Raw genomic sequence first — 25,585 nt, forward strand, 5'->3', positions numbered from 1 at the left:
CATTTGAAACATGTATCAAGGAAGGACGCATGAAACCGATTAAACAATATCTATCTGCCAGTACCGAAAACTATCTAGGTTATGTTGATCCTCGCTTTCAGGATCTGGCCGTGCAGTTTAGTCGTTTTCAGGATGCACGTGCCGAACAGGGGGGTGCTGCACTGGTGGTTTATCATCAGGGTGAAAAAGTCCTGGATATTTATACCGGCAAAAAATCTGAACAGGAACTGTGGCAACCGGATACGCTGTCAGTGTGTTATTCCACTGGCAAAGGTGTCTTAGCGACCTTGGCACATATCCTGGTCAGTCATGGACTGATCAGCTATGACACACCTGTAGCAGAATACTGGCCAGAGTTTGCCCAGCAAGACAAAGACCAGATCACGCTGGCACATATACTCAGCCATCAAAGTGGTTTGTATGATATTCGCAATATCATCGAGGATGCCCGGGAAATGGTGGACTGGTCGCATATACTGCAACGCGTTGCCGCAGCCAGACCACGTTTTGCTTTAGGAACGGATGCAGCTTATCAGCCACTCACTTTTGGCTGGCAGGTCGGTGGAGCATTGGAAAAAGCGACTGGCAAAACACTTGCTGAGTTGATGGAGCAATATCTGGTGCAACCATTACAGCTAGATGGTGCTCACTTTGGTGTGCCTGAGCATGAATTGGTACGTGTTGCTCGTCCGATTCACCGGAAAAAAGAACAGACTCGGTCACGCGCAGATCAAACTCATCAACCAAGGAAGCCTAATGTGATAGAACGCGCCTTAGAGCTGAGTGGTCAAAATCCGCAGGATTTTCAGGATGCCATGATTCCTAAAGGTATGAAGCATCTCAACTTCTTTAGTGATGAAGGGCTTAAAGCCATTATTCCTGCAGCAACCGGGGTATTTACTGCTCAGAGTCTGGCAAAAGTCTATGCCATGCTGGCACAACAAGGCCAATGGCAGGGACAAGACCTTATTTCCCAAAAGACTTTTACACGTTTAAGTACGGTGCAATATACCCATCGTGACCGGATTATGCCGTTTCCGATGCATTGGCGTCTAGGCTATCACCGCATCCTGACCTTAGGAAAATCAACAAAAGGCTTTGGTCATGTCGGTTTTAATGGCTCTGGAGCCTGGTGTGATCCGGAACGTAAACTGAGTTTTGCTTATACCCATAATTTTCCTACTGCTTCCATTACTGGAGATTACCGTCTGTGGGGCTTAACTCAGGAAGCCTTACGTTGCGCTGATCAGGTCCAGACCGGACGTAAGGGCTGGTTTTAAGATTCCCGACAAATTAATGCAATTTACCTCACGGTGTTCACTATGGTATGTTGCCGCATAATCAACATGCTGAATCTAGAATCATGAAGAAAGTTATTTTGATTCCACTCGTGGCAACGGCGGCACTATGGGGTTGTCAGGATACCAAACAGGATAAAGCCCAAACTGCAATTGAAGCTCAGGCGATGCAAACGGCCTGGGCGGGTGAATATCAGGGCACAACACCGTGTATGGGATGTTTATCCAGCTGTGAAGATTGTCCGGGAATGGCTGTAAAACTTCGACTAAATGAAGATAAAACCTTTGTGCTGGAACGTGAGAGTCTGAGCGGTCATAATGAGATTGAAACGATTAGCGGTAAAATCCGTTTTCAGGATGACAGTCGACAGAAGATTGAATTGCTCAACGTCGCTAAACGAAATTTACTGTTTGTTGATCTGGAAAAGGGTTTACTCGAAATTCGTGAAGATCAAACAGGCAAACGCTATCAGATGCAAAGTGATTTTATTTTAGCTGAAAGCCTAAATTCTTGATAAAAGTTTTTGTTTTATATCCCTTTTTTTATCTGAATAAAAAAGGGATTTTTATTTATTCAATTCCTGCATTTATTTCACTATTTATCAAAAAAACAGTATGCTTAGACCTGTAAAAAGGAGCATACATGTATCAGGTACTTGCACGAAAATATCGTCCTCGTAATTTCAATGAATTGGTGGGTCAAAACCATGTTTCTCGTGCCTTAACCAGTGCGCTCGAACGTGGTCGTCTGCATCATGCCTATTTGTTTACGGGTACGCGCGGTGTGGGTAAAACGACGATTGCACGTATTCTTGCAAAATGCCTGAACTGTGAAACAGGTGTGACTTCAACGCCGTGTGAGGTCTGTCCAACCTGTACTGCCGTGAATGAAGGCCGTTTTATTGACCTGATCGAGATCGATGCAGCTTCCCGAACAAAAGTTGAAGATACACGTGAACTGTTAGATAACGTTCCCTATGCACCGACTCAAGGGCGCTTCAAGGTCTATCTGATCGATGAAGTGCACATGCTCTCCACCCATTCTTTCAATGCCTTGTTAAAGACGCTGGAAGAACCACCTGAACATGTGAAGTTCCTGTTTGCAACCACAGATCCGCAAAAACTCCCGATTACGGTTATTTCGCGCTGTTTACAGTTTACTTTACGTCCATTAGCAGTCGATGAAATTACTGATCACCTGGGTCATATTTTACAAAAAGAAAGTATTCAGGCTGACCAGGATGCAATCTGGCAAATTGCTGAATCTGCACAAGGTTCATTGCGTGATGCACTGTCGCTGACTGATCAGGCCATTGCCTATGGCCAGGGTGCGATTCAGCATCAGGACGTGAAAGAGATGCTGGGCCTGATTGACCGCACCATTATCTATGACCTGATTTTGGCGATTCACCAGAATCAGAAGGCCCGTGTCAGTGAACTTTTACTTCAGTTCCGGCAGCAGGCACTAGATGTATCTCTAGTACTAGATCAGCTGATCTCGACCTTGCATGAACTGGCACTTTTACAATATTTACCAGATTTAAGTCTGAAATATAGTGCTGAAATTAACCAGAAAATCATGCAGCTCTCAGGACTGATTTCGGCACAAGATCTGCAGCTGTATTATCAAATTGCCTGTAAGGGTCGTGCTGATCTGCAAATGGCAGTAACGCAGGAGCAGGGTTTTGAAATGACGGTGCTGCGCTTGCTGGCTTTCCGTCCATTACAGCCAAATGAGATTCCAGCCAATACTGTACCAGTACAACAAGTGGCACCTGTAGCTGCACAGCCAAGTATTGTACCCCAACAGGAAAGTGCTCCAGTTGCATCACCGGTGATCGAAGATTTTCCATTAGATGATGGTTATGAGGATGAGCCAGAATATAGCTCAGCCACTGCGCAGTCTGAATCATCTTCTGATGATTTTCTCGATGTGGAAGATGAACCAGATTTACATGCTGCGCCTGTCGAAGCACAGGCAGCAGAACCTACGACAGTTAAGCAACCAAGTACGGATCAGATTATGTTTGATCCAAGTGTGGATGATGGACTGTTTGGTTTTGATGATGTGCCGGCGGAACCAGCTACAGCAAGCACAGAAGCCAGTAGTGATGATTTCCTGTTAGAAGAATATCTTCCTGAAAATCGTACTGCTGCGCCTGTAGAACAGAATGAGCCTGAATCCAGTTTGTTTGCAGCAGCACCTGAGCCAGAAACTGTTGAAAATATTGCAGTTGAATCCCAAGTAGCGCCTATTGCACCGACAGAAGTTGGACATGTCCAGATAGCAAATGCAGATATTTCAACAGATCGTAATCTAATGCCACAGGATATCCTGCAAATTCCGGTACAGGACATGCAAGGTGAATGGACTGTAGAAAAATGGGAATTCTGGTTCCGCAATAGCCAGCTTTCACCAGCGGTACAGGAGCTGGCACAGTACGGCATTATGACCGGGCAGATTGATGGAGAATCAGTTTTTCATATTCCGGAGCGTTACCAGCAGCTACTCGGTCAGTTGCAACATACCTTAGAAGAAGCTTTAAAACAGCAATGGACAGGTACGCAATTCAAGGTGAAGTTTGAAGATGTCAATGAACTGACACCTTATACCATGCAGCGTGAACGTAAAGTGCGTGCATTTAAACGAGCTGAGGAATTGCTACATGCAGAGCCCGCTGTGAAAGATCTGGTACAAAACTTCGATGCAGAATTGAAAAACATTCAGCTGAAATAAGTTCTAGATTTCACAGCTACTGTGCATAAACGGACATAGGGCATCCCGCATTTCATTTGAAATCGGGGTGCTTTTTCGTGTATGACGATCGACAAAAACATGTACAAAACTGCCTTGGGCAGCAGCCTGGTCGTTGCCTTGCTTAAAAATAGCCAGGTCATAAGTCAGGGAAGAACCTCCTAGCTTGGCGATACTGACACCGACCTCAATCACTTCAGGATAAGACAGTTCCTGATTGAACTGACAGCAGGAATTCACCACCAAACCAATATGAGGAGAAGTCCTTGGATCAAAACCGGCATGCTGGATCAGCAGGGCATTGGCTGCGGTATCAAAATAGCTGTAATAGGTGACATTATTGACATGACCATATAAATCATTATCCGCCCAGCGGGTCTGGATGCTGAGGAAATAAGTATATTGCTTACGGGTTTTGACAGTTGTTTTACTCATGAATCATTTCTTATAAAAATTGAGATTAATTTAAGCGTTTAATTGGTAAACATTAGGCATAAATCGCCTGATAGATCTGTAAAGCATCCTCTACAGTCATATCACGCGGGTTGTTTTGCAACAGTCGAGTCTGTTTCATGGCATCTTCAGCCAATATCATCAATATATGCTCAGGAATATCCAGCTGAGCAAGTTTTAAAGGTAAACCACTGCGTTGCAGATGATTATTAAAATGATCAATGAACAGATCAGTTAAGCCATCATGACAGCCTTTACTGTGGGGATCGAGCCAGGTCATTAGTTCGGCATATTTCTGTTTGGCAGCAGGGGCATTAAACTTCAGTACTTCTGTCAGCACAATCGCATTGCTATGCCCATGGGACAGATGAAAATGCCCGCCAAGTGGATAAGCCAGTGCATGTACCGCACCGACAGGTGCATTGGCAAAAGCCTGACCAGCCAGCATGGAACCGACCAGCATATTCTGGCGTGCTTCCAGGTCATCTCCATCATCCAGAACACGAGTCAGATTGTTGTTCAGGAGCTTTAATGCCTGTTTGGCCAGCATATCCGAATAGGGATTTTTCTTGATTTTCGATGTATACGCTTCTATGGCATGCACCATCGCATCAATGCCAGTCGCTGCCGTAATATGTTTAGGTAAACCACGGGTAAAGCTGGCATCCAGAATTGCAATATCAGCAAACAGCAAAGGCGAAACAATTCCGGTTTTAGTGGTTTCACCTGTGGTCACAATTGAAATGGGGGTGACTTCCGAACCGGTTCCTGCCGTAGTCGGAATCAGGATCAGTGGTAGACGTGGGCCTTCAACTTGATCGATACCATAGAGTTCATTCAGGCATTGGGTTTGCTGTGGATGGCTCAAGACCGCAATAATCTTGGCCACATCCAGTGAACTGCCACCACCAAAACCAATCACAACATCGATCTGTTCCTGACGGGCGAAAGAAATGGCATCCGCTATAATATGTTCTGGTGGATCTGCCTGCACATCGGCATAGATAGCATAATCCAGACCTGCTTCATTGATAATGTATAAAACTTCCTCATGCAGATTCTGCGCAATCATGCCTTGATCGGTCACCAGTAGCACGCGGACATATTTGCCTTTCTGTAGAATTTGGTGCAGCTCACGAATCGTGCCAAGTCCGGCAATGATGTTGGGAACAGTCTGAAATTGAAATCTTTGCATGGCTGCTTCCTTAATTTTTATCCAAATTCATATTATTGTGGCGTTGTGATATAGGATTCACTATACAAATAACTTAACATAAGAATCCTGAAAATAAAGTAGTGCTGAGGTTGTTTATGTCATCCAGAACGCCATTTAAGGTGTTATGTGTTTGTCTGGGAAATATTTGTCGTTCTCCCACGGCAGAGGTGGTCCTCAGACATTATTGCGATGTACATAATCTCAATATCATGATTGATTCGGCGGGAACCAGTAATTATCACCCGGGTAAAGCGCCTGATCTGCGCAGTCAGGAACATGCCTTAAAGCGGGGTTATGATCTGTCTGCATTGCGTGCCCGTCAGCTGACTCTACAGGATTTCCTTGATTTTGATCTGATGCTCGCGATGGATGAAGACAATCTTAGGGATATTCTTGCACTTCAGAAACGTGCTCAACAACAACTTGGCCAATTACGTGCTGAAGTCGCCCTGATGAGTGAATATGATTCTGACTATCCAAAACAGGCAGTACCCGATCCTTATTATGGCGGTGCTGAGGGTTTTGAACGTGTACTCAATCAGTGTGAATCCAGCAGTCTTGCGTGGATCGATGTCTTTAAAATGCAACAAAAAGAGCTTAAGGTTTAAGTCATGCAAATCCAAACACAGGTTCAACTTAAACCTTTTAATACTCTCAGTCTGGATGCAATTGCATCACATTACTGCAAAATTCAATCAAATGATGATCTGATTCAGGCTCTGGATTTTGCCAAACAGCAACAGCTGAATGTTCTGATTCTGTCTGGTGGTAGCAATATGCTTTTACCGGAACAGATTCATGCACTGGTATTGCATATGGACATTCAGGGCATTGAACTGCTGGATGCGGATGATCAGGTGCAACGCCTTCGTGTTGGAGCAGGCCAGAGTTGGCATGATTTTGTATTATGGACCACACAGCAAGACTTTTATGGCCTGCAAAATCTGGCTTTAATTCCAGGTCTTGTTGGTGCTTCGCCAGTACAAAATATTGGTGCCTATGGGGTAGAGGTCGGGGAATTTATTGAAAGCGTTGAAGTCTATGATCGTGAAAATCACAGTTTTAGCTCAATCAAAGCAGCAGATTGTGACTTCGCCTACCGTCATAGTATCTTTAAAGATCATCCGGGTCGTTACATTATTACCCATGTCATCTTCCGTCTGTTGAAACAGCCGGAGCTTAAACTCAATTATGGTGACCTGAAAACAGCAGTGGGTGAGGAACAGACGCCAGAAAATCTGGAGCGCCAAGTGATTCAGATTCGTCAGAGCAAATTGCCTGATCCTAAAGAATATCCAAATGTGGGTAGTTTCTTTAAAAATCCAGTAGTTGATTTACAATTCTTTGACCAAATTGCTCAACAATTTCCGAATTTACCTCATTATCCACAGCCAAATAATCAAGTTAAAATGGCAGCCGGCTGGTTAATTGACCAAAGCGGATGGAAAGGTAAACAGCTGGGGTCAGTCGGCATGTTCCATAAGCAGGCGCTGGTGCTGGTGAATTATGCCAATGCCTCGCTCAAGGACGTGCGTGCAACCTACCAGGCCGTACAGGCGGATGTTCAGGAAAAATTTGGGGTTCTGCTTGAACCGGAGCCAGTTTTATTTGCTGAAAATGGCATGATCCGCTCACATCAGGATTAAAGGATAAATAGATGGATAAAGCACACTGGATGGTTCGAATAGTTCAAGTAGTCTCAGTACTATTTGTGCTGTGCGCACTGTTCGTAGTCTTTCTTTATTCGCCGTTTTATTCACATCTGGTGGTCAAAGGACTGAACTATTTTGTTCCGGTCGAGGTCAATCAGATCGCGGCTGAAAGCCAGAAACAGGCTTCCTTAAGTGTTAATGAAACACTGGAGCCAGGTTCTGAGCTATGGATTGCGCGTCAGGCCTATCTCAAGGTGATGGAAGAAGATATTTCCAAAAATCAGTCACAGAACCTGTCACTGATTCAGGCACGCTATAAAGCTTTACAGCAGTTACTTGAAGATGAACGTGAAGCTGAGGCAGAAAAATCTGAACAGCAGAAAGTTCAGGTACCATTGCTGGTGACTGAAACAGAAGCAGCTGATGTAGTAGAACCAGATGATCTGACTGAATTGTTAAGCTTGAGCAGTGATGAAAATGCTGCCCAGATGGGACAGTTTATAGAATTCCTGAAAAGCTATGATGTTGAACAGCATCAGCAAAATATTGCGCAAATGACCAATGTGGAATTTGCCGAAGACCTCGCGACTTTAAATCATGGCCAAAAGCCAGTGCAGGATGAGATGTCCAAACCTTATGCTATTGTGGTCTTGGGCGGCGGTTTGACCCTGCATGAAAATGGCAAAGATATTATCGTCAATGACTATACTCGTCTGCGCCTGGAAAAAACCCTGGAAACCGAAAAACAGTATGATCTGCCGATTGTTTTGAGTGGTGTAGAAGCACCGTATATGCAACGCTGGTTGCAGGCCTATGACGTAGATGCCAAACTTCTTGAAGACCGTAGTATGAATACCTGTGAGAATTCTCGTTTCAGCTCATTGCTGTTACAGAAGAAGGGTGGAGCCCCTACGGTGATCTTGATCACGGACCGCTATCATATGCCGCGTACACGCCGTCTGTTCGCACTTAACGGTATTCAGACCATTCCGGTGGAAGCGCCAATGCCAAATTCACTTACTACATGGCGTCCAAGTGTTAAAAACTATGATCATAGCCGACGGGCTAACTATGAACTCTTAGCAACACTTCGGGATGTGTGGTTTGGATCAAGTGACTGTCGGGAGGTACCTTAATGTCAGATATCCCATTTTTAAACCCGACAATTCTCAAACAGCTGGAATTACCAGTCCCCAACCGGGATATTACACCACAGCTGTTGCAACCATTAAATCTGAATCGGGACATGCAGTCTACGCTGGAATTACAGGCTTACCGGAAACTGTATGGTTTTGACCTGCTCAATGCGAAACACTGGCAAGGTTATGTGCAAATGCCATTGTTTAAATTGCATGTGCAAGTCTTTGAGCCGGATCTGACCGAAAGCCGTTTTGATAAAATTCAGGGAACGGTGTTTCTATTGCATGGCTATCTAGAACATAGCGGGATCTATCAGCCAATTGTCAAAGAGCTACTGGAAGAAGGGTTTAGTGTACTCACCTTTGATTTGCCGGGGCACGGTTTGAGTAATGGTTCATCAGCCAATATTCAGAACTTTGACCATTATCAGCAGGTATTGCATGCAGTACACCGTTATGTACGTCATGCAACGCAGTTGCCAAAACCATGGTTAGGTATCGGACAAAGTACTGGTGGTGCAATCTGGATGCACCACTTGCTGGAGTTTGCAGAACGTCGTGAAAATCCCTTTGTAGATCGCGTACTGCTACTTTCACCACTGATTCGTCCAGCTAAAACAGCATGGTGGCATAACTCTGTAGGTCTCGGGATTATTCGCCGGATTAAGCGTGAAGTACCACGCCATTTCAGACGTAATAACCATAACCCTGAATTCCTGCGCTTTGTACGTTTAAAAGATCCATTACAACCCCGTATGATGGGCATGGACTGGATTCTCGCGATGTCACGCTGGATGCAGCAGATGGAAGACCGGCCAGCTTGCCGTATTCCGGTATGGCTGGCACAGGGTGCGCAGGATCAGACGGTGGATTGGCGTTATAATATCGAATTTATTCGGCGTAAATTCCGCCTGCAGACATTGTTGATGTTAGAGGAAGGTTCGCATCAGCTGATTAATGAGCGAGCTGATATTCGTGCGGCACTGACCGGTCTGATTCCAGCCTTTCTGCATGCGCAGGGTGGTCGAACTTATTATTAAGTTCAGATGATGAATAGTAGATAAGGCGATTCTAAAGAATCGCCTTTTTCATTTAGATATATTTAAAATTTTTCTGCAGTTGCGATATTCCACATGCGGTAATAAAAGTTTTCTTCATCACGATTTTCACAGTGAAGCAGCTCATTTTCTTTCATCCAGAAGTGTAATTGTGCATAGTTTTTAATCTCATGGCTGTTGATGCGTTGAGCCAGTTGATGAGGTTTAATACCAGATGGATGACAAACACCAGCAGATGCAATCATTTCGGAGAGGGCTTTAAGGGTGCTTTTATGATAATTATAGACCCGTTCAGCCTTGCTTGGCACATGTAGCGCCTTTTGGCGGCTCTTATCCTGAGTAGTGACACCAACCGGACACTGGTTAGTATGACAGCTTTGCGCTTGAATACAGCCAATAGCAAACATAAAACCACGTGCTGAATTGACCCAGTCTGCACCAATGGCGATCGTACTGGCGATATCGAATGCACTAATGATCTTGCCGCTTGCACCAATTTTGATCTGTTTGCGTAATCCTGCACCCACTAATGTGTTATGAACGAACAATAAGCCTTCACGCAGGGGAACGCCAATATTATCAATCATCTCAATCGGTGCTGCACCTGTACCGCCTTCTGAACCATCGACCACAATAAAGTCCGGCAGGATTTTGGTATGCAGCATCGCTTTGACGATACTCATAAATTGCCAGGGCTGCCCCAGACATAGCTTAAAGCCAACCGGTTTGCCACCAGACAGCTCACGTAATTGCTGAATGAATTCCATCATTTCAATTGGTGTGCCAAACGCAGGATGACTGGCTGGTGAAACACAGTCATGTTCGCGGCTAACTCCGCGAATCTCCGCAATTTCCTCAGAAATCTTGGCTTTTGGAAGAATCCCACCATGTCCTGGTTTCGCACCTTGAGACAACTTGATTTCAATCATTTTCACTTGTGGAATTTTGGCTTTCTCCGCAAATTTGATCGGATCAAACTGGCCGTCCAGTGTACGACAACCAAAGTAAGCACTACCAATTTCCCAAACTAGGTCTCCGCCATTTTCCAGATGATAAGGGCTAATACTGCCTTCACCCGTATCATGGTAGAAATTGCCCATTTTGGCACCCAGATTAAGCGCGCGGATGGCATTGGCACTCATACTGCCAAAACTCATGGCGGAGATATTCATGATTGAAGCACTATAAGGCTGCTTGCATTGTTCATTGCCAATCGTAATCCTGAAAGTTGCTGGATCTGCGGGTGGGCAAGGGATAATCGAATGCGTGACAAACTTATAGTCATGGTTATAGACATCGATAATCGAACCAAAAGGTTTGTCAGAATTTTCATTTTTGGCACGTTGATAAACTAGACTGCGCTGCATACGGGAAAAAGGCAGGGCATCCTGATCGGCTTCAATAAAGTACTGGCGAATTTCAGGACGGAACTCTTCAAAGAGGAAGCGGAAATGACCCATAATCGGATAGTTCCTGAGAATAGAATGCCGGTGTTGCAGTACATCATATAGCCCCACCACACTCAGAACAGCGCTAATAATCCACAGTGTATTGACCAGCGTTTGAGGCATGAAATAGTAAATATAGCGGGGCGAATAGCCGATATGAAAGCCGGTAAATACCAACGCAATAAAGATACAAAGGAACCAGATGGAATAGCGTGAAAAGAAGGTATTCAGCAGTTTATGCCGGACAAGTTGAGCTGGATTTGCCATAAAATCTTGATTCCCTGTTGTTCTTATCAGACCTTCAGATTTTCAAGGCTTGGCGGTTTTATACAAGAACAAAATTGTTATTCGATTTTATAGGTTTAACTTGGAAAGATAGTTTGGATTGAAAATTAATCAAAATGGATATGTTTAGCAGGAAAAATCCTATGAAAAAAATCTGCAAAAGGCATCGCTTCTTTTTATTTCACATGCAGGAAAAGCTGGTTTAAAGTTATTTTATCCAATAGCGGGGGAGATGGTATGACGAAGAAATCAATCCGGTTCAATACTGCAGAGCTGGCGTGCTCATGTATGTAATGCCCTTAACTATGAAACTTCCTTACTGCATATATCTGGGGGAACAAGACAGATATATGCAGGATCAGCAGCCGATTAACCAGAACAATAACAAAAACAATATAAAAAATTATGAGTCCCGGGAATGGGACTTTTTTATGTCAGTTTTTATGCTTCGTCTTGTTGATATACGGCTCGGGAAACGTGCTCAGGTTCAATTTTTTGAATTTTGTTACCAAAGCTGCGTAGCCACCATACCAGCTGTGAAGTAAAAGGAACCGTGGCACTAATAAGAGCCATACCATGATCAAGTTTTTCAATCTGTTGGTCGCGGCTGAGCTGGCTTTCTTCAAAATAATGTGCATCTGCTTCAGGCATGTGCAGCTTCAGCATGACATTTTCAGTAGGCTGGTCAAAGTTGACCCGGAAGCCCAAAGCACCGGATTCAATATATTCATCAATATCAAAGTTCACCGGATGCAGGGCACGCGTATTTAAAACATTCGCAGACTTAAAGCGGTGCAAGGCAAAGGTCTGAATATCGGATTTGTCATGACGGGTACATACCAGATAAATGATCGAACCTTTCTGTACTAATGCCAGCGGATTAAGAATATAGGTTTTTTCTTCACTATTTTGCCCACGACCCTGATAGATACATTCCAGCTGCTTGTCCTGTAACAGACCTTCATAAACCGCCTGTTGTGCCTGACGGTCGACAACAGGTGGAATCAGCGGCTGAGTCGCAGGAACGATACGGACCCGGTTAATCCATTGTCGTACATTGTTCTGGGTTGACAGGCTGCGACGTGCGAGATCAAACCAGGGATTCATTTCTTCAATCAGACTGGGTGGTAACAGATGTTTGAGATGTTCCTCAACCATCATAAACGTCACTGCTTGTGAACTGGTCATGTGCGGCAGACTTTGAATCGGTGCATCGGAACGCCAACGCCAGCCCTGTGGAATAGTTTTGCTGCTTTCAATGGGAAAACGCTGCGCAATCTGATTCAGGTCACGCTGAATAGTGCGCAAACTAATTTCCACACCTTCACGTTCCAGGATTTCCTGCAATTCGCGAGTGCCCATCCATTTCCCGGTCGTCAGGCGCGATAAAATTTGCCATTGGCGATAAAGGCTATTCGAAGTTTCTTTTTCTTGTGCGGTCATAAGCTGAAATCAGGATCTGCAAATTGAGAAAAAATCATTAACACAATAAAAAATCTCTATTTTTTTCGCAAGTATTTTAAGCAATCGAGAATAGCAGAATAGATACACATTGGTGCAAAAATGCCATTGAGTCACTTGGAATTAAAGGGATTAATGGTAAGTACAAAAATACCGCATGGCATGGATATTGCTTTGTTAAATATACAATTTGATTACAATACGACGAGGTTTGTATGCTAAAAGAAACCCAGGATACAAATATCACAACGACTATAGAAAATTTTACAACAACGGCGATTAACACTAATTTTACAGAATCGAAGGACACGGTAGCAACTCACACAGGCAAACCTCTACAAGTGCTGCAGCAGATGGCATCTAAATTCTTTAATGAAATGCGTGATGACCAGAATATGAATGGTCTGGCTGGGCAAAAAATCGAAGAGTGGCTGTCAAAGCATACTTTAGATGAGCTTAACACCCTGAATAAATTGGCAAAAGAACATTTTCTTTATGAAGGAATTACCTTCACGGTTTATGGAGATGAAGAAGGCACCGAACGTACCATCCCTTTTGACATTATTCCACGCGTGATTGCACGCAAGCAATGGAATATGGTGGCACTCGGTTGTGAACAGCGTGTTAAAGCCCTGAACCTGTTTTTGCATGACATCTATCATCAGCAGGACATCCTCAAAGCTGGGATTGTGCCTGAGCTGCAAGTGCTGACCCATGAGGCTTATCAGCCACACATGTATCAGCATAGTCTGAAAGGCAGCATTTATAGTCAGATCAGTGGTATTGATATTATCCGTGACTCAAAGGGTGAGTTCTATGTACTTGAAGATAACCTCAGGACCCCTTCAGGTGTGTCTTATATGCTGGAAAGCCGTAAGATCAGTGAAAAGTTGATGCCAGGCCTGTTTGAACAGACACCTATTGCTGGTGTAGAGCAATACCCACATTTACTCAAAGAAATTCTGGCAGAAAACTCAGCTGTCGATAATCCGTTTATCGTGGTTCTGACTCCGGGCCGTTTCAATAGTGCTTACTATGAACATGCTTTCCTGGCAAGGGAAATGGATGTGCCATTAGTGACATCACGTGACCTTTATGTAGAGAACGCGAAAGTTTATGTAAAAACTATACGTGGTCGTCAGCAGGTAGATGTTATTTATAGACGTGTCGATGATGCCTATATCGATCCGCTTTGTTTTAAACCTGATAGTACCCTTGGCGTACCAGGCCTGATGTCTGCCTATTTGCAGCACAACGTTGTTATTGCGAATGCACCGGGAACCGGCGTAGCAGATGACAAGTCGATCTATCCTTATGTGGATAAGATGATCAATTTCTACCTTGGCGAACAACCCATTCTGAAGAATGTTCCCACTTACCAATGCCGTGAAGCTGAAGATCTTGGTTATGTATTGGCGCATCTTGATGAACTGGTTGTGAAAGAAGCCCAAGGTTCAGGTGGCTATGGCATGCTGATCGGTCCACAGGCGTCTAGACAGCAGATTGAAACCTTTAGAGAGAAAATCATGGCTGCGCCACATTTATATATTGCCCAACCAACGCTGGATCTGTCTGTCAGCCCAACTTTAACCAATTATGGCATTGCAGAACGTCATATTGATTTGCGTCCATTTGTACTTAGCTCACCCTATCGTACTGAAATCGTACCGGGTGGACTGACACGTGTAGCAATGCAAGCAGGTTCGCTGGTCGTGAATTCCTCCCAAGGCGGTGGCATTAAGGACACTTGGATTGTCGATAATCTCCATTCATAAAAATAGCAAAGAAGGAATTTGTCATGCTTTTACTTAATTCCAATGCGCAACATATTTTTTGGTTGGGTCGCTACTTATCAAGAACACAGTTTTTATGTGCCCATTTTCCATTTTTAGAAGATGATGCGGCAGTTGCGTATGCGCATGCATTCTGCCTCCCAGCCTTTGATGCCAGTTCGCTAAATGAACTGGTGCTGGATCCGGCTCAACCTTATTCATTCCATCAACAGTTTAAAGTGGCGCGTGACAATATTCAGGAACTACGTGGTGTACTGTCTGCCAAAGCTTATGCAGAACTGAACCGCCTGATTCGTACTGCTGATCAGAATGCCGGTTATATCTGTGATGTCGTTACAGATTGTCAGGATATTCTGGAAGGTGAAGCTCCGGATGTGTTTCTGTTTTTTAGTCTGGGCCAATGTCTGGAAAAGCTTGATCAGGAGCTACGTCTAGGTGAAGACACCACCACTACAATTGCAAAAATTGATTATGTAATTGAATCCTTGGTTGAGATGGGCTGGTCAGATCTGAATGAATACTGGAACCAGCTACGTGACCATACTGACCTGATCAATTTTTACCAATTCAGTGATTATATTCATCATATGTTTGAGATTAATGTATGAAGTTGATGGTGAATCACCAAACACATTATAGCTATACCGAGACTGTCACCAGTAGTATTCAGTACATTAAGATGATGCCTTCCAGTAATGTACATCAGCAGGTGCATTCCTGGGATGTCAGCGTGCCGGGCAGTCGGGAGCTGAGCCGGGATGCCTTTCATAATTTGTGGATTACCAGTACTCAGCGCACACCTTATCAGTACTTAACCATTATGGCGCAAGGTATAGTCGATTTAAATCCCTTGAATAATGATCAGGGAATGAATGACCAGATCAATCCAAACCTGTTCTTGCAGCCAACTTCAACTACTCAGTGTAATGAGGAGATGAAGGACTTTGTAAAACAGTATGTGCCAGTTCCAACGCGTCTAAATCTGATCGCATTGGCTCAGGCGGTATTGGAGCATGTACCGTATATAACAAATAGTAGCTCGGTACATGGATCCGCCATTGATGCTTTTGAGGCGAAACAGGGTGTCTGCCAAGATCATGCTCATATTTTCATTGCCATGTGCAAATATCTGGGCTTACCGGCACGTTATGTTTCGGGTTATCTGTATGCTCAAAATACTTCTCACTTGGCCAGTCATGCCTGGGCAGAAGTATTTATTGACCAGGCTTGGTATTGCTTTGATGTAAGTAATCAGTTATTTGTACCTAGTGCACATATTTATGTTGCCATTGGGCGTGACTATTGGGACGTCGCGCCGGTACGTGGGGTAAGAGAAAAGGGCGGAGTAGAATCCATGCATTCTATCGTCCAGGTTCTAAGTTGTTAGTAAGGACAAAAAATGACTTATTGTTGTGCGCTTCGTTTGGAGCAGGGGATGGTGTTCATTAGTGACACTCGGACAAATGCAGGTGTGGATCACATCTCGGTATTCCGCAAATTATATACCTTTGGTATTCCGGGTGAACGCGTCATTGTTATTCAGGCATCAGGAAATCTGGCTACGACACAAGCGGTGATCGGACATATTAAAAATCAGCTGGAACTAAATCAGGAACCTAATATTCTCAGTTTGCATACCATGTTTGAAGTCGCGGAACTGGTCGGCCGTACCTTGAAGCATGTGATTGAAAGTGTAACTACAGATACCATGGAGCAAAGCAACTATTATTGCAGCTTATTGGTGGGTGGTCAGATTGCTGGACAAGATATGCAGCTCTATCATATTTATCCGCAAGGCAACTTTATCTGTGCAACCAGTGATACGCCGTATTTCCAGATCGGGGAAAGTAAATATGGCAAGCCAATTCTGGATCGGGCACTCAGCTATGATATGCCGCTAGATGAAGCACTGCGATGTTCACTGATTTCCTTCGCTTCGACTTTACGTTCCAATGTTTCCGTAGGTATGCCGTTGGATGTGCTGGTTTATCATAAGGACACATTTGAAATTCCGGCAGGTAAACGCATTCAGGAAGATGATGAATATTTCACCAAAATCAGTAAGCAGTGGTCGGATACTTTGAAGAAAGGTTTGCAGGAATTACCTAAGCCAACTTTAGATTATTTTCAATAAAACTATCTATCTGTTTGATATCACGTTACAGTGGCATGCTAAATTTAAGAAAATTTAAATTACAGAGGTTAGCATGCATCATTTTTGTTATGCCAGTCAGAGTACCTCTGATAAGTCGAATTTGCTCGATGACTTAGCGGATATTCTGGCCGAGGCACGAGATTTTAATTATCGTCACGATATTACTGGGGCGTTATATTTTGCAGATGGCTATTTTTTTCAATGTCTTGAAGGTAAATTGGAACATCTGAATGTATTATTTGAAAAGCTAAGTAAAGATCCACGGCATGAGAATATCAAACGTTTTGAAATGCGTCCGCTTGAGCAGATTAATTTTGCCGGCTGGTCGATGAAGTATATTTCACGACGCGATGAAATCCGGGACTTTTGTACAAATATGGGTTTTAATGACTTTACACCACATAGTTTTGAACAAGTGCATGTAGACGCGCTATTAACTCAGCTACAAACTCAAGACCAAGAAGAAACTACAGAAAATTAAATTAAAAAGCCCAATTAATATTGGGCTTTTTAATGCACGGTATTTTAAACTAGTTTTCGGACTGGACGTGCAGACATACGACACAGCAATTCATAGCCGATAGTGCCATTTGCTTCAGCGACATCATCGACCAGGCGGGTTTTACCCCACAGTTCTACTTCAGTGCCAAGCTGCAGATTAAGATCAGTTGCATCTATTGCGATCATATCCATTGCGACACGACCAATCACGCGAGTCTGTTGTCCATTAATTGCAACATAATTCTGTTTCGGGAAGGCGCGTGGATAACCATCACCATAGCCAATTGAAACAATGGCCAATGTCATGTCCTGATCTGCGGTGAAAGTTGAACCATAGCCGACGTGTTCACCCGCTTTAATATGATTCAGCGCAATGACTTCAGCTGTGAAAGTCATCACTGGTTTTAAATCCAGATCATGAATCGTTTTATCTGCAAATGGGGTCGCGCCGTAGAGCATGATACCTGGACGGACAAAGTCAAAATGCAGTTCAGGATATTTATAAATCGCAGCCGAGTTGCAGCATGAACCCATGAGTGGGGCACAGTCATTTTTCACTTCAAGGAACTGCTGGATTTGCTCTTCATTCAATGGGTGATCAGCGTCTGCATTGGCAAAATGCATCGCAAGTACACAAGTAAAACCTTCGGCTTTGAGTTGATTGATCACCTGTTTAATCACATCAATTTTAAAGCCCAGACGGTTCATACCGCTGTTCAGTTTCACCCAGACTTTAAGGCTTTTAGTGATATAAGCATTTTTATGGGCCAGTAGCCAGTCAAGCTGCGCCTGATGATGCACCACAACTTCAATATTCTGATTGATCACGATCTGCATTTCATCAGCAGAGAAAATACCTTCAATCAGCGTAATCGGTTGCTGATAGCCGAGTGCACGAATTTCCAGTGCTTCCTGAAGGCAGGCGACACCGAAGGCATCGCTATCTTTTAAGGCTGCTAAGCAGTCTTTAACTCCATGTCCGTAAGCATTGGCTTTAACCATGCTGACGATTTTAGCGGTTGGGGCAAGTTGTTTGACACGGTTTAAATTATATTGCAGTGCTGTACTGTCAATATAAACTGTTGCTTGGCGCACCCTAGATACTCCTTCGGGATGACAAAATGATGTTGTGTGAAATACACAAAAGAGGGAGAGAAATAACTGTATTGATAAAACAAAATCAGTCATTTCAAAATTGTAAATATTGTAGTCCTATCCGCCACAAATGGACATGCTCATTTATATAATTTCCTCCAAGGTATGCTTAAGCAATAAAAAAAGAGACCATTTGAGTCTCTTTTTTTTAATCAGGTTTAAGCAGAATATTTATTCTTCATCATCATACTGCGCATAGAACTCAGGAGAGAGGTTACTAAAGCGCGTGTACTGGCCTTCGAAGGCTAGACGCACAGTACCAATTGGACCGTTACGCTGTTTACCGATAATAATTTCAGCAGTCCCTGCTTCTTTAGATTCCTTGTTATAGACTTCATCACGGTAAATAAACATGATCAAATCGGCATCCTGTTCAATTGCACCAGATTCACGCAAGTCAGACATGACTGGACGTTTATTTGGACGGTTTTCCAGAGAACGGTTCAACTGCGATAAGGCAATGACAGGGCACTGCATTTCTTTAGCGAGCGCTTTTAAGCTACGGGAAATTTCCGAAATCTCGCCGACACGGTTATCACCCATGCCAGGCACTTTCATGAGCTGCAAGTAATCGACCATGATACAGCCGAGCTTACCGCCATGCATTTTGGCAATGCGACGCGCACGCGCACGAACTTCCGTTGGTGGCAGAGCAGAGGAGTCATCGATATACAGGTTCTTTTCTTGCAAATGCACAATGGTGCTGGTGACTTTAGACCATTCATCACTGTCCATTTTACCGGCACGTAAATGACCCTGATGCACACGACCAAAGGATGAAATCAAACGCATGGCAATCGAGTCGGCTGGCATCTCCATCGAGTAAACCAGAGCAGGCAGGTTATTGTTAAACAGTACACTTTCGACCAGATTCATGGCAAAGGTGGTTTTACCCATCGATGGACGGGCTGCGACAATAATCAGGTCACCAGATTGCATGCCGGAAGTTTTGTTGTCGAGTTCGACGAAGCCGGTGGTGAGACCGGTAATCGAACCTTCCATTTGTGAAAGTTCATTCAATTTATCAAAGACATCTGCAACAACGGTATTGATTGCCTTCGGCCCTTGTGCCTTGGCATTATTATTATGTTGCTCGGCAATCGAAAAAATATTGGTTTCTGCCAGATCCAGAATTTCACTGACGCTACGACCTTTGGTATCATAGGCATTTTGCAGGATTTCAGAACTGACTTTAATCATGCTACGTAGAGTCGAGAATTCCTTGATCTTGTTGGCGTAGGTTTCCAGGTTGTAGAAACTTGATGGCGAGTCAGCCATGAGCTGCATCAGGTATTCTTCACCACCGATGGCATCCAGCAGATTCTGTTTAATCAGCCAGTCATGCACCAGTACGGCATCGTAAGGAGAGTTGTCCTTGGACAGCTGATCAATCGCACGGAAGATGTATTTATGGCGGGTTGCATAAAAATCGTTCTCAGTAAGCACATCACCGACTTGTTCAAAAGATTCGGCAACCGTCATTAAGGCAGCAAGTACAGCTTGTTCAATCGCTAAATTGTGCGGAGGTGTGCGAAACTCCTTGAGCTGAGTATCAGCAACAATTTCTGGTTTAGCGCTGTTCTGCTTAGTGCTGGCATTCGCCTGTGACATATAAAGCCCTGAATTTTAATACAATGGTTTAAATATTCTCGGAGATGGATAGCAACTATCAACTACGAAGTGAAATAATACGCGTTCCGTTAAAAAATGCGAAGTGTATTTTTAAAATTACGCGAATAATAAAATGAAAGTGAGATATGCCATATCTTCGAATTATTTTAGATAAAAAAAGAGCATGCCAAAGCATGCTCTTTTTCTTGGTGAGAAATTACTCAGCTACGATAGTAACCAGAACTTCTGCAACAACATCATGGTGCAATTGGATTGCGATGTTGAATTCACCAGTGTTGCGAAGCGCGCCATTTGGAAGACGTACTTCTGCACGGTCAACTGTAAGACCAGCATTTGTCAACGCGTCAGCGATATCACGAGTACCGATAGAACCGAACAGTTTACCTTCATCACCAGCTTTCGCAGTGATTACGATATTTACTTCGTTCAATTGGTCAGCACGTGCTTGAGCAGCAGCTAAAATATCAGCTTCAGCTTTCTCAAGTTCAGCACGACGAGCTTCAAAAGCCGCAGTGTTTGACTCAGTAGCAGCAACTGCCATACCTTGTGGGATCAAGAAGTTACGGCCGTAACCAGCTTTAACTGAAACTTTATCACCAAGTTTACCAAGGTTTTTAATGCGTTGTAATAAGATAATATCCACAGCTCAACCTCACTTATGATTGTCAGTGTAAGGGATCAAAGACAAGTAGCGAGCTTGTTTAATAGCAAGCGCTAATTGACGTTGGTAACGAGCTTTAGTACCTGTAATACGGCTAGGAACAATCTTGCCGTTTTCAGTGATGTACTGTTTTAAAGTGTCGATATCTTTGTAGTCGATGTACGTAACGTTCTCAGCTGTAAAGCGGCAGAACTTGCGACGACGGTAAAAACGTGCCATGTTAGGTTCTCCTTATGCTTCAGCAGAGTCTTGAGCGTGTTGTGCTTCTTCACGTTGAGCTTTACGCGCACGTTTTTCTTCAGCACTCTTAGCCAATAGTGACTCTTCAGTGATAGCGTTTTCACGACGGATGATAAGGCTACGAATGATTGCGTCGTTATAACGGAATAATTCTTCAAGCTCATCAAGAGTAGTTTGACCACACTCAACATTCATAAGAATGTAGTGAGCTTTGTGGATCTTGTTGATTGGGTAAGCCAATTGACGACGGCCCCAGTCTTCAAGACGGTGGATTTGACCTTCAGCTTCTTTGATGTGAGTTAGGTAACGTTCTACCATACCCACAACTTGATCGCTTTGGTCTGGATGTACCAATAGTACGATTTCGTAGTGACGCATTGTCAGCTCCTTACGGTTTAAACAGCCCCAATTTTTAAGTCAATTGAAGCAAGGAGTCACAACCAAGGTTGTGTCGCAATATTTGCGAAGCGTGAAGTTTAGTGGGTTTTGGGGAGAAATACAACCAGATTGGCAAGAATTGCATAATTAAACAGCAGTTTTGTACGGGCTGGAATGAGTAGTGTAGAAAAGAGAAGGAAAAGTTGACTGAGATTAATTAATTGGTGATTTAATGATGGTTGGTAATGAGAGAATTCTAATCTCGCCATCTCGTCATCTCGCCATAATGAGTATCTTTTTACTCAAGTAGAATTCTTATTTTATGCGTTAAATGCACTTTAGAAAGATTGAAGTGTATTTTTGCAGTTGGTTTCAGAAAGACAGGATTTTAAAAGGCAAGAGTAGAAGTATTTAAAAGAGAGTCGAGGGAAATAACAGGCTTAAATAAAAAAAGATAGAGTAAAACTCTATCTTTTAAAAAATGATGTATGGCATTTGGGGAGCAGTCGATGTAAAGCAGAACAGAATACTGATCACAGTAATCAGCTTCACAGAATACATAAAATACTGCTTGGCCCACGCCTCATCATCTTTAGCCTTAAAGCCCTGAATACTTAAATAAATCCAGTACAAGGTTAAGATGTTCAACACCGCCATATAGAGCCAGTTGGCATAGCCAAAGAAAAATAGGCCATTCATGACAACCCCAAACAGAATCACATAAATCAGCGATTCGACCTTGGTGCGGTGAATTGAACGTGCTACAGGTAGAATAGGAATACCTGCATTTTTGTAATCTTGAAAACGGTAAACTGCAATTCCCCACGAGTGAGGCATTTGCCAGAAGGCATACCCAACGAAGATCAGCAGGGCACCTAAGTCAAACTGATTTGCAACTGCGGTATAACCAATCACAGGCGGAGCTGCGCCGGAAATACTGCCTACCAGAGTCTGGTGAATAGTTGTTCGTTTTGTCCATAAGCTGTAAAAACCAACGTATACGACAAAACCAATAACTGCGAATAGGAAAGCGTATGCATTTACCCAAAACCAGAGAACACTAAAACCGACCAGGCCTAATACAAAAGCAAAGGCAAGTGCGACAGGTTCAGAAATGGTTTTTTTAACAAGAGCACGATTTTGTGTGCGCTGCATTTTCTGGTCGATGTCCTGGTCAATTACATTATTGACCACACATCCTGATGCTACAACGAATGTAGTACCAAAAAGGGTAAGGAGCAGGAGAAGGAAATCTACAGAACCTTGAGCGGCTACAAAGTAGCCGCCCAAAGTGGTAACAAAGTTACCAAAGAGAATTCCTGGCTTAGTCAGGAATAAATACTTTTTCAGCATGACAACCAGTTTAGATCATCATGTTGTAGTGAAGGTAGTTCATGATCCATACAGAACCTACTAAAAGAATAGCAATGGTTAAGATGGTATACACAAATGCAATTACGTTCCAGCGTTGCTCTGAAGAAGAGTTCATGTGCAGGAAGTAAATCAGCTGTACAAGAATCTGAGCAACCGCAGTGATCGCGATGACAGTAATCAAGATACCACGGCCAAAACCGCCCGCCATAACCATACCGAATGGAATTACAGTAAGGATAACAGACAGGATGAAGCCGATAGTGTATTGCTTCACGTTACCGTGTGATTCGCCAGCAGCGTTATGATCATGACTCATTACAGAACTCCCATCAAGTAAACTACGCTGAATACACAGATCCATACGATGTCAAGGAAGTGCCAGAATAAGCTTAGGCACGCAAGACGACGAGTGTTAGGTAAAGTCAAACCATATTTCTTGATTTGAATCATTAACACAATCATCCATACCAAACCTGAAGTCACGTGGATACCGTGCGTACCTACCAGCGTAAAGAACGAAGACAGGAACGCAGAAGTGCTAGGGCCATGACCCGCATGAACTAAGTGATTGAACTCATAAAGTTCCATGCCGATGAAGGCAGCACCAAATAACCAAGTGATCGCTAACCAGGTAAGAACCTGACCAACGTTTTTCTTGTAGGCAGCTAGAACGGCAAAACCAAAAGTTACAGAAGAGATCAGAAGGGCGAAGGTTTCAGTAAGAACGAAACCTAAAGAATCGCCAAACAGATCTTTCGCACTTGGAGTGCCCACAGGAATGTGGCTACTCAAAACAGCGAATGCAATGAAGAGTGTACCGAAAAGGACAAGGTCACTCATCAAGTAAGTCCAGAAACCAAAGACAGTGATGTCAGTATCATCGTGATGATGATGCTCATCGTGTCCGTGGTTGTCGTGATGAAGTACTTCAGCCATGGTCTTAGTCCTTCTTCAAGTGTTTTTCAAGGATCGCATAGCGTTCACTTTCGATACGCTCAACTTCAGCAGCTGGGACATAGTAATCCACTTTCTTGGTGAAAGAAGAAACGATGAAGCTGATGATAGATGCAACGAAAGTAACAACTACTAACCACCAGATGTGCCAGATTAACGCGAAGCCCATAACAGTGATGAACATGGCGATAACGAAACCAGCAGCACGGTTAGTCGGCATATGGATGTCTTCGTACTTGGTTGGTTTTGCGTATGCAACGCCATTCTCTTTGTCAGTCCAGAAAGTATCAATACCATTGATCTTTGGAAGATAAGCAAAGTTATAAAATGGAGATGGAGACGAAGTAGCCCACTCAAGTGTACGACCATCCCAGATATCGCCTGTATAGTCCATATTTTGTTCGCGTTGCAAGAAACCAACAACGATCTGCATAACGAAGCAGGCAATACCTAGTGCAATAAGAATCGCACCGAACATCGCGATATTTACATATGGGTCCCATTCTGGGTTGTCAAATGTATTCAGACGACGAGTCATACCCATGAAACCAAGGATATAAAGTGGCATGAATGCAAAGTAGAAACCGAAGAACCAGAACCAGAACGCTGCTTTACCCCAAGTTTCATTTAGCTTCCAACCAAACATTTTTGGCCAGTAGTAAATGATACCTGCGAACATTGCGAATACTACACCACCAATAATTACGTTATGGAAGTGAGCGATCAGGAATAAAGAGTTATGTACCAGGAAGTCCGCTGGTGGAACTGCCATCAATACACCTGTTAAACCACCGATACCGAAAGTCACAAGGAAGCCAAGTGTCCATAGCATTGGAGTGGTGTAAGTGATGCGGCCCTTGTACATGGTGAACAACCAAGAGAAGATTTTTACACCAGTCGGGATCGCAATAATCATGGTCATGATACCGAAGAACGCGTTAACGTTGGCACCAGCACCCATGGTAAAGAAGTGGTGAACCCAAACAACCAGTGAAAGAACACCAATTGCTACAGTTGCGTACACCATAGATTTGTAGCCGAACAATGCTTTGCGTGAGAACACTGAAGTTACTTCTGAGTAAATACCAAAAGCTGGTAATACCAAGATATAAACTTCTGGGTGACCCCAAGTCCAAATCAAGTTCACGTACAACATTGGGCTACCACCCATGTCATTTGTGAAGAAGTGGAAACCGAAGTAACGGTCAAGAGACAGCATTGCAAGTGTTGCAGTTAACACTGGGAAGGTTGCAACGATTAATACAACTGTTACAAGCGAAGTCCAAGTGAAAATCGGCATATCCATCATCTTCATGCCAGGCGCACGCATTTTGATGATGGTAACAAAGAAGTTAACACCAGTAAGAAGCGTACCTAGACCTGAAACCTGAAGTGCCCAGATATAGTAGTCAACACCAACACCTGGAGAATATTCAATGCCTGATAGTGGAGGGTATGCCATCCAACCAGTTGCAGCGAACTCACCAAGAGCCAGAGACACCATCATCAGACCCGCAGCACCAGCAAATAGCCAGAAGCTTAGAGAGTTCAATAATGGGAAGGCAACGTCACGTGCACCGATTTGAAGCGGTACAGCTACGTTCATTAAGCCAACTACAAGACCCATTGCTACGAAGAAGATCATGATCACGCCGTGCGCGGTAAAGATCTGGTCATAGTGCTCTGGGTGCAAGTAACCTTCACCACCACCTTTTGCAAGGAACTGCTGAAGACGCATCATGATCGCATCGGCGAAACCACGCACAAGCATGATAATCGACACGAAGATATACATGATACCGATTTTTTTATGGTCTACAGATGTGAACCATTCGTTCCACAGGTAGCCCCATTTTTTGAAGTAGGTGATACCAGCAACAACTGCGATACCGCCTAAGATCATCATTGCAACAGTAACCAATACGATTGGATCGTAAGGAATTGCATCTGGACCTAACTTACCTAATAAGTTCATGT

The 25,585-nt window shown here is 43.7% G+C and carries 25 protein-coding genes; 12 read left to right on the plus strand and 13 right to left on the minus strand.

Features of this window, described 5'->3' with window-relative positions; translation table 11 throughout:
* The first annotated feature begins 29 nt into the window (after positions 1–29).
* The 3 genes from FSC11_RS06160 to dnaX all read left to right on the plus strand — a co-directional run bounded on the left by FSC11_RS06160 (position 30) and on the right by dnaX (position 4,035).
* Positions 30–1,280, plus strand: coding sequence for a serine hydrolase domain-containing protein (locus FSC11_RS06160; protein WP_163165771.1), 1,251 nt, complete (start codon positions 30–32; stop codon positions 1,278–1,280).
* A gap of 83 nt (positions 1,281–1,363) precedes the next feature.
* On the plus strand, positions 1,364–1,813 hold the full coding sequence (locus FSC11_RS06165) for a copper resistance protein NlpE N-terminal domain-containing protein (RefSeq protein WP_163165773.1): 450 nt from the start codon (positions 1,364–1,366) through the stop codon (positions 1,811–1,813).
* Positions 1,814–1,941: 128 nt separating this feature from the next.
* A complete protein-coding gene (dnaX, locus tag FSC11_RS06170) occupies positions 1,942–4,035 on the plus strand; it encodes a DNA polymerase III subunit gamma/tau (RefSeq protein ID WP_163165775.1) in 2,094 nt (697 codons plus the stop codon).
* 3 nt (positions 4,036–4,038) lie between these two features.
* Here the strand turns inward: dnaX and FSC11_RS06175 are convergent, their stop codons facing one another.
* Together FSC11_RS06175 and FSC11_RS06180 are read right to left on the minus strand one after the other, a co-directional pair.
* Entirely contained in the window at positions 4,039–4,488 is a 450-nt protein-coding gene (locus FSC11_RS06175; protein ID WP_071320061.1) for an acyl-CoA thioesterase, read from the minus strand.
* A gap of 52 nt (positions 4,489–4,540) precedes the next feature.
* On the minus strand, positions 4,541–5,701 hold the full coding sequence (locus tag FSC11_RS06180; protein WP_163165777.1) for an iron-containing alcohol dehydrogenase: 1,161 nt from the start codon (positions 5,699–5,701) through the stop codon (positions 4,541–4,543).
* 116 nt (positions 5,702–5,817) lie between these two features.
* Between FSC11_RS06180 and FSC11_RS06185 the strand changes: the two genes are divergently transcribed.
* From FSC11_RS06185 to FSC11_RS06200, 4 genes are read left to right on the plus strand one after another with little or no spacing between them, the layout of a single operon-like run.
* On the plus strand, positions 5,818–6,330 hold the full coding sequence (locus FSC11_RS06185; RefSeq protein ID WP_004892888.1) for a low molecular weight protein-tyrosine-phosphatase: 513 nt from the start codon (positions 5,818–5,820) through the stop codon (positions 6,328–6,330).
* 3 nt (positions 6,331–6,333) lie between these two features.
* A complete protein-coding gene (gene murB, locus FSC11_RS06190) occupies positions 6,334–7,368 on the plus strand; it encodes a UDP-N-acetylmuramate dehydrogenase (protein ID WP_004815672.1) in 1,035 nt (344 codons plus the stop codon).
* A gap of 11 nt (positions 7,369–7,379) precedes the next feature.
* Complete coding sequence (locus FSC11_RS06195; RefSeq protein WP_005222452.1) at positions 7,380–8,510, plus strand: YdcF family protein; 1,131 nt, start codon at positions 7,380–7,382, stop codon at positions 8,508–8,510.
* The gene (locus FSC11_RS06200) at positions 8,510–9,553 is read left to right on the plus strand and encodes an alpha/beta hydrolase (RefSeq protein WP_005222451.1); all 1,044 of its coding nucleotides are present in this window, start codon (positions 8,510–8,512) and stop codon (positions 9,551–9,553) included. The genes FSC11_RS06195 and FSC11_RS06200 overlap by 1 nt, the downstream gene beginning before the upstream one ends.
* Positions 9,554–9,615: 62 nt before the next feature.
* Here FSC11_RS06200 and FSC11_RS06205 read toward each other — a convergent pair whose 3' ends face one another.
* Both FSC11_RS06205 and FSC11_RS06210 read right to left on the minus strand, forming a co-directional pair.
* Positions 9,616–11,286, minus strand: a complete 1,671-nt coding sequence (locus FSC11_RS06205) for an FMN-binding glutamate synthase family protein (protein WP_163165779.1) — start codon at positions 11,284–11,286, stop codon at positions 9,616–9,618.
* A 459-nt stretch (positions 11,287–11,745) separates the two neighbouring features.
* Entirely contained in the window at positions 11,746–12,747 is a 1,002-nt protein-coding gene (locus FSC11_RS06210) for a helix-turn-helix transcriptional regulator (RefSeq protein ID WP_005222449.1), read from the minus strand.
* Between the two features lie 233 nt (positions 12,748–12,980).
* On the opposite strand from FSC11_RS06210, the gene FSC11_RS06215 reads away from it, so the two are divergent.
* The 5 genes from FSC11_RS06215 to FSC11_RS06235 all read left to right on the plus strand — a co-directional run bounded on the left by FSC11_RS06215 (position 12,981) and on the right by FSC11_RS06235 (position 17,194).
* Entirely contained in the window at positions 12,981–14,540 is a 1,560-nt protein-coding gene (locus tag FSC11_RS06215) for a circularly permuted type 2 ATP-grasp protein (RefSeq protein WP_163165781.1), read from the plus strand.
* A gap of 23 nt (positions 14,541–14,563) precedes the next feature.
* Positions 14,564–15,166 carry an alpha-E domain-containing protein gene (locus FSC11_RS06220; protein ID WP_004892897.1) on the plus strand — a complete coding sequence of 201 codons (603 nt, stop codon included), beginning with the start codon at positions 14,564–14,566 and terminating at the stop codon, positions 15,164–15,166.
* Positions 15,163–15,945, plus strand: a complete 783-nt coding sequence (locus FSC11_RS06225; RefSeq protein ID WP_004892899.1) for a transglutaminase family protein — start codon at positions 15,163–15,165, stop codon at positions 15,943–15,945. The genes FSC11_RS06220 and FSC11_RS06225 overlap by 4 nt, the downstream gene beginning before the upstream one ends.
* Positions 15,946–15,957: 12 nt before the next feature.
* Positions 15,958–16,692 (plus strand): proteasome-type protease, encoded by a 735-nt coding sequence (locus tag FSC11_RS06230; protein ID WP_005222442.1) that lies wholly within the window; start codon positions 15,958–15,960, stop codon positions 16,690–16,692.
* 73 nt (positions 16,693–16,765) lie between these two features.
* A complete protein-coding gene (locus FSC11_RS06235) occupies positions 16,766–17,194 on the plus strand; it encodes a BLUF domain-containing protein (RefSeq protein WP_163165782.1) in 429 nt (142 codons plus the stop codon).
* A 44-nt stretch (positions 17,195–17,238) separates the two neighbouring features.
* Here the strand turns inward: FSC11_RS06235 and alr are convergent, their stop codons facing one another.
* The 9 genes from alr to cyoB all read right to left on the minus strand — a co-directional run bounded on the left by alr (position 17,239) and on the right by cyoB (position 25,583).
* Positions 17,239–18,309 (minus strand): alanine racemase, encoded by a 1,071-nt coding sequence (gene alr, locus FSC11_RS06240; protein ID WP_163165783.1) that lies wholly within the window; start codon positions 18,307–18,309, stop codon positions 17,239–17,241.
* Between the two features lie 231 nt (positions 18,310–18,540).
* Positions 18,541–19,980, minus strand: a complete 1,440-nt coding sequence (dnaB, locus tag FSC11_RS06245) for a replicative DNA helicase (RefSeq protein WP_005222435.1) — start codon at positions 19,978–19,980, stop codon at positions 18,541–18,543.
* A gap of 217 nt (positions 19,981–20,197) precedes the next feature.
* Entirely contained in the window at positions 20,198–20,644 is a 447-nt protein-coding gene (rplI, locus tag FSC11_RS06250) for a 50S ribosomal protein L9 (protein WP_004815692.1), read from the minus strand.
* 9 nt (positions 20,645–20,653) lie between these two features.
* A complete protein-coding gene (gene rpsR, locus FSC11_RS06255) occupies positions 20,654–20,881 on the minus strand; it encodes a 30S ribosomal protein S18 (RefSeq protein ID WP_004278792.1) in 228 nt (75 codons plus the stop codon).
* 12 nt (positions 20,882–20,893) lie between these two features.
* Positions 20,894–21,280 (minus strand): 30S ribosomal protein S6, encoded by a 387-nt coding sequence (gene rpsF / locus FSC11_RS06260; RefSeq protein WP_004278789.1) that lies wholly within the window; start codon positions 21,278–21,280, stop codon positions 20,894–20,896.
* Between the two features lie 474 nt (positions 21,281–21,754).
* On the minus strand, positions 21,755–22,633 hold the full coding sequence (gene cyoE, locus FSC11_RS06265; protein ID WP_005222432.1) for a heme o synthase: 879 nt from the start codon (positions 22,631–22,633) through the stop codon (positions 21,755–21,757).
* Positions 22,634–22,643: 10 nt separating this feature from the next.
* A complete protein-coding gene (locus FSC11_RS06270; RefSeq protein ID WP_004815696.1) occupies positions 22,644–22,970 on the minus strand; it encodes a cytochrome o ubiquinol oxidase subunit IV in 327 nt (108 codons plus the stop codon).
* A complete protein-coding gene (cyoC, locus tag FSC11_RS06275) occupies positions 22,970–23,590 on the minus strand; it encodes a cytochrome o ubiquinol oxidase subunit III (RefSeq protein WP_004892918.1) in 621 nt (206 codons plus the stop codon). Before cyoC ends, FSC11_RS06270 begins: the two co-directional genes overlap by 1 nt.
* Before the next feature lie 4 nt (positions 23,591–23,594).
* A complete protein-coding gene (cyoB, locus tag FSC11_RS06280; protein WP_005222430.1) occupies positions 23,595–25,583 on the minus strand; it encodes a cytochrome o ubiquinol oxidase subunit I in 1,989 nt (662 codons plus the stop codon).
* Between the last annotated feature and the right edge of the window lie 2 nt (positions 25,584–25,585).

It is taken from the genome of Acinetobacter schindleri, assembly GCF_010918895.1.
GTDB classification, from domain to species: domain Bacteria; phylum Pseudomonadota; class Gammaproteobacteria; order Pseudomonadales; family Moraxellaceae; genus Acinetobacter; species Acinetobacter schindleri.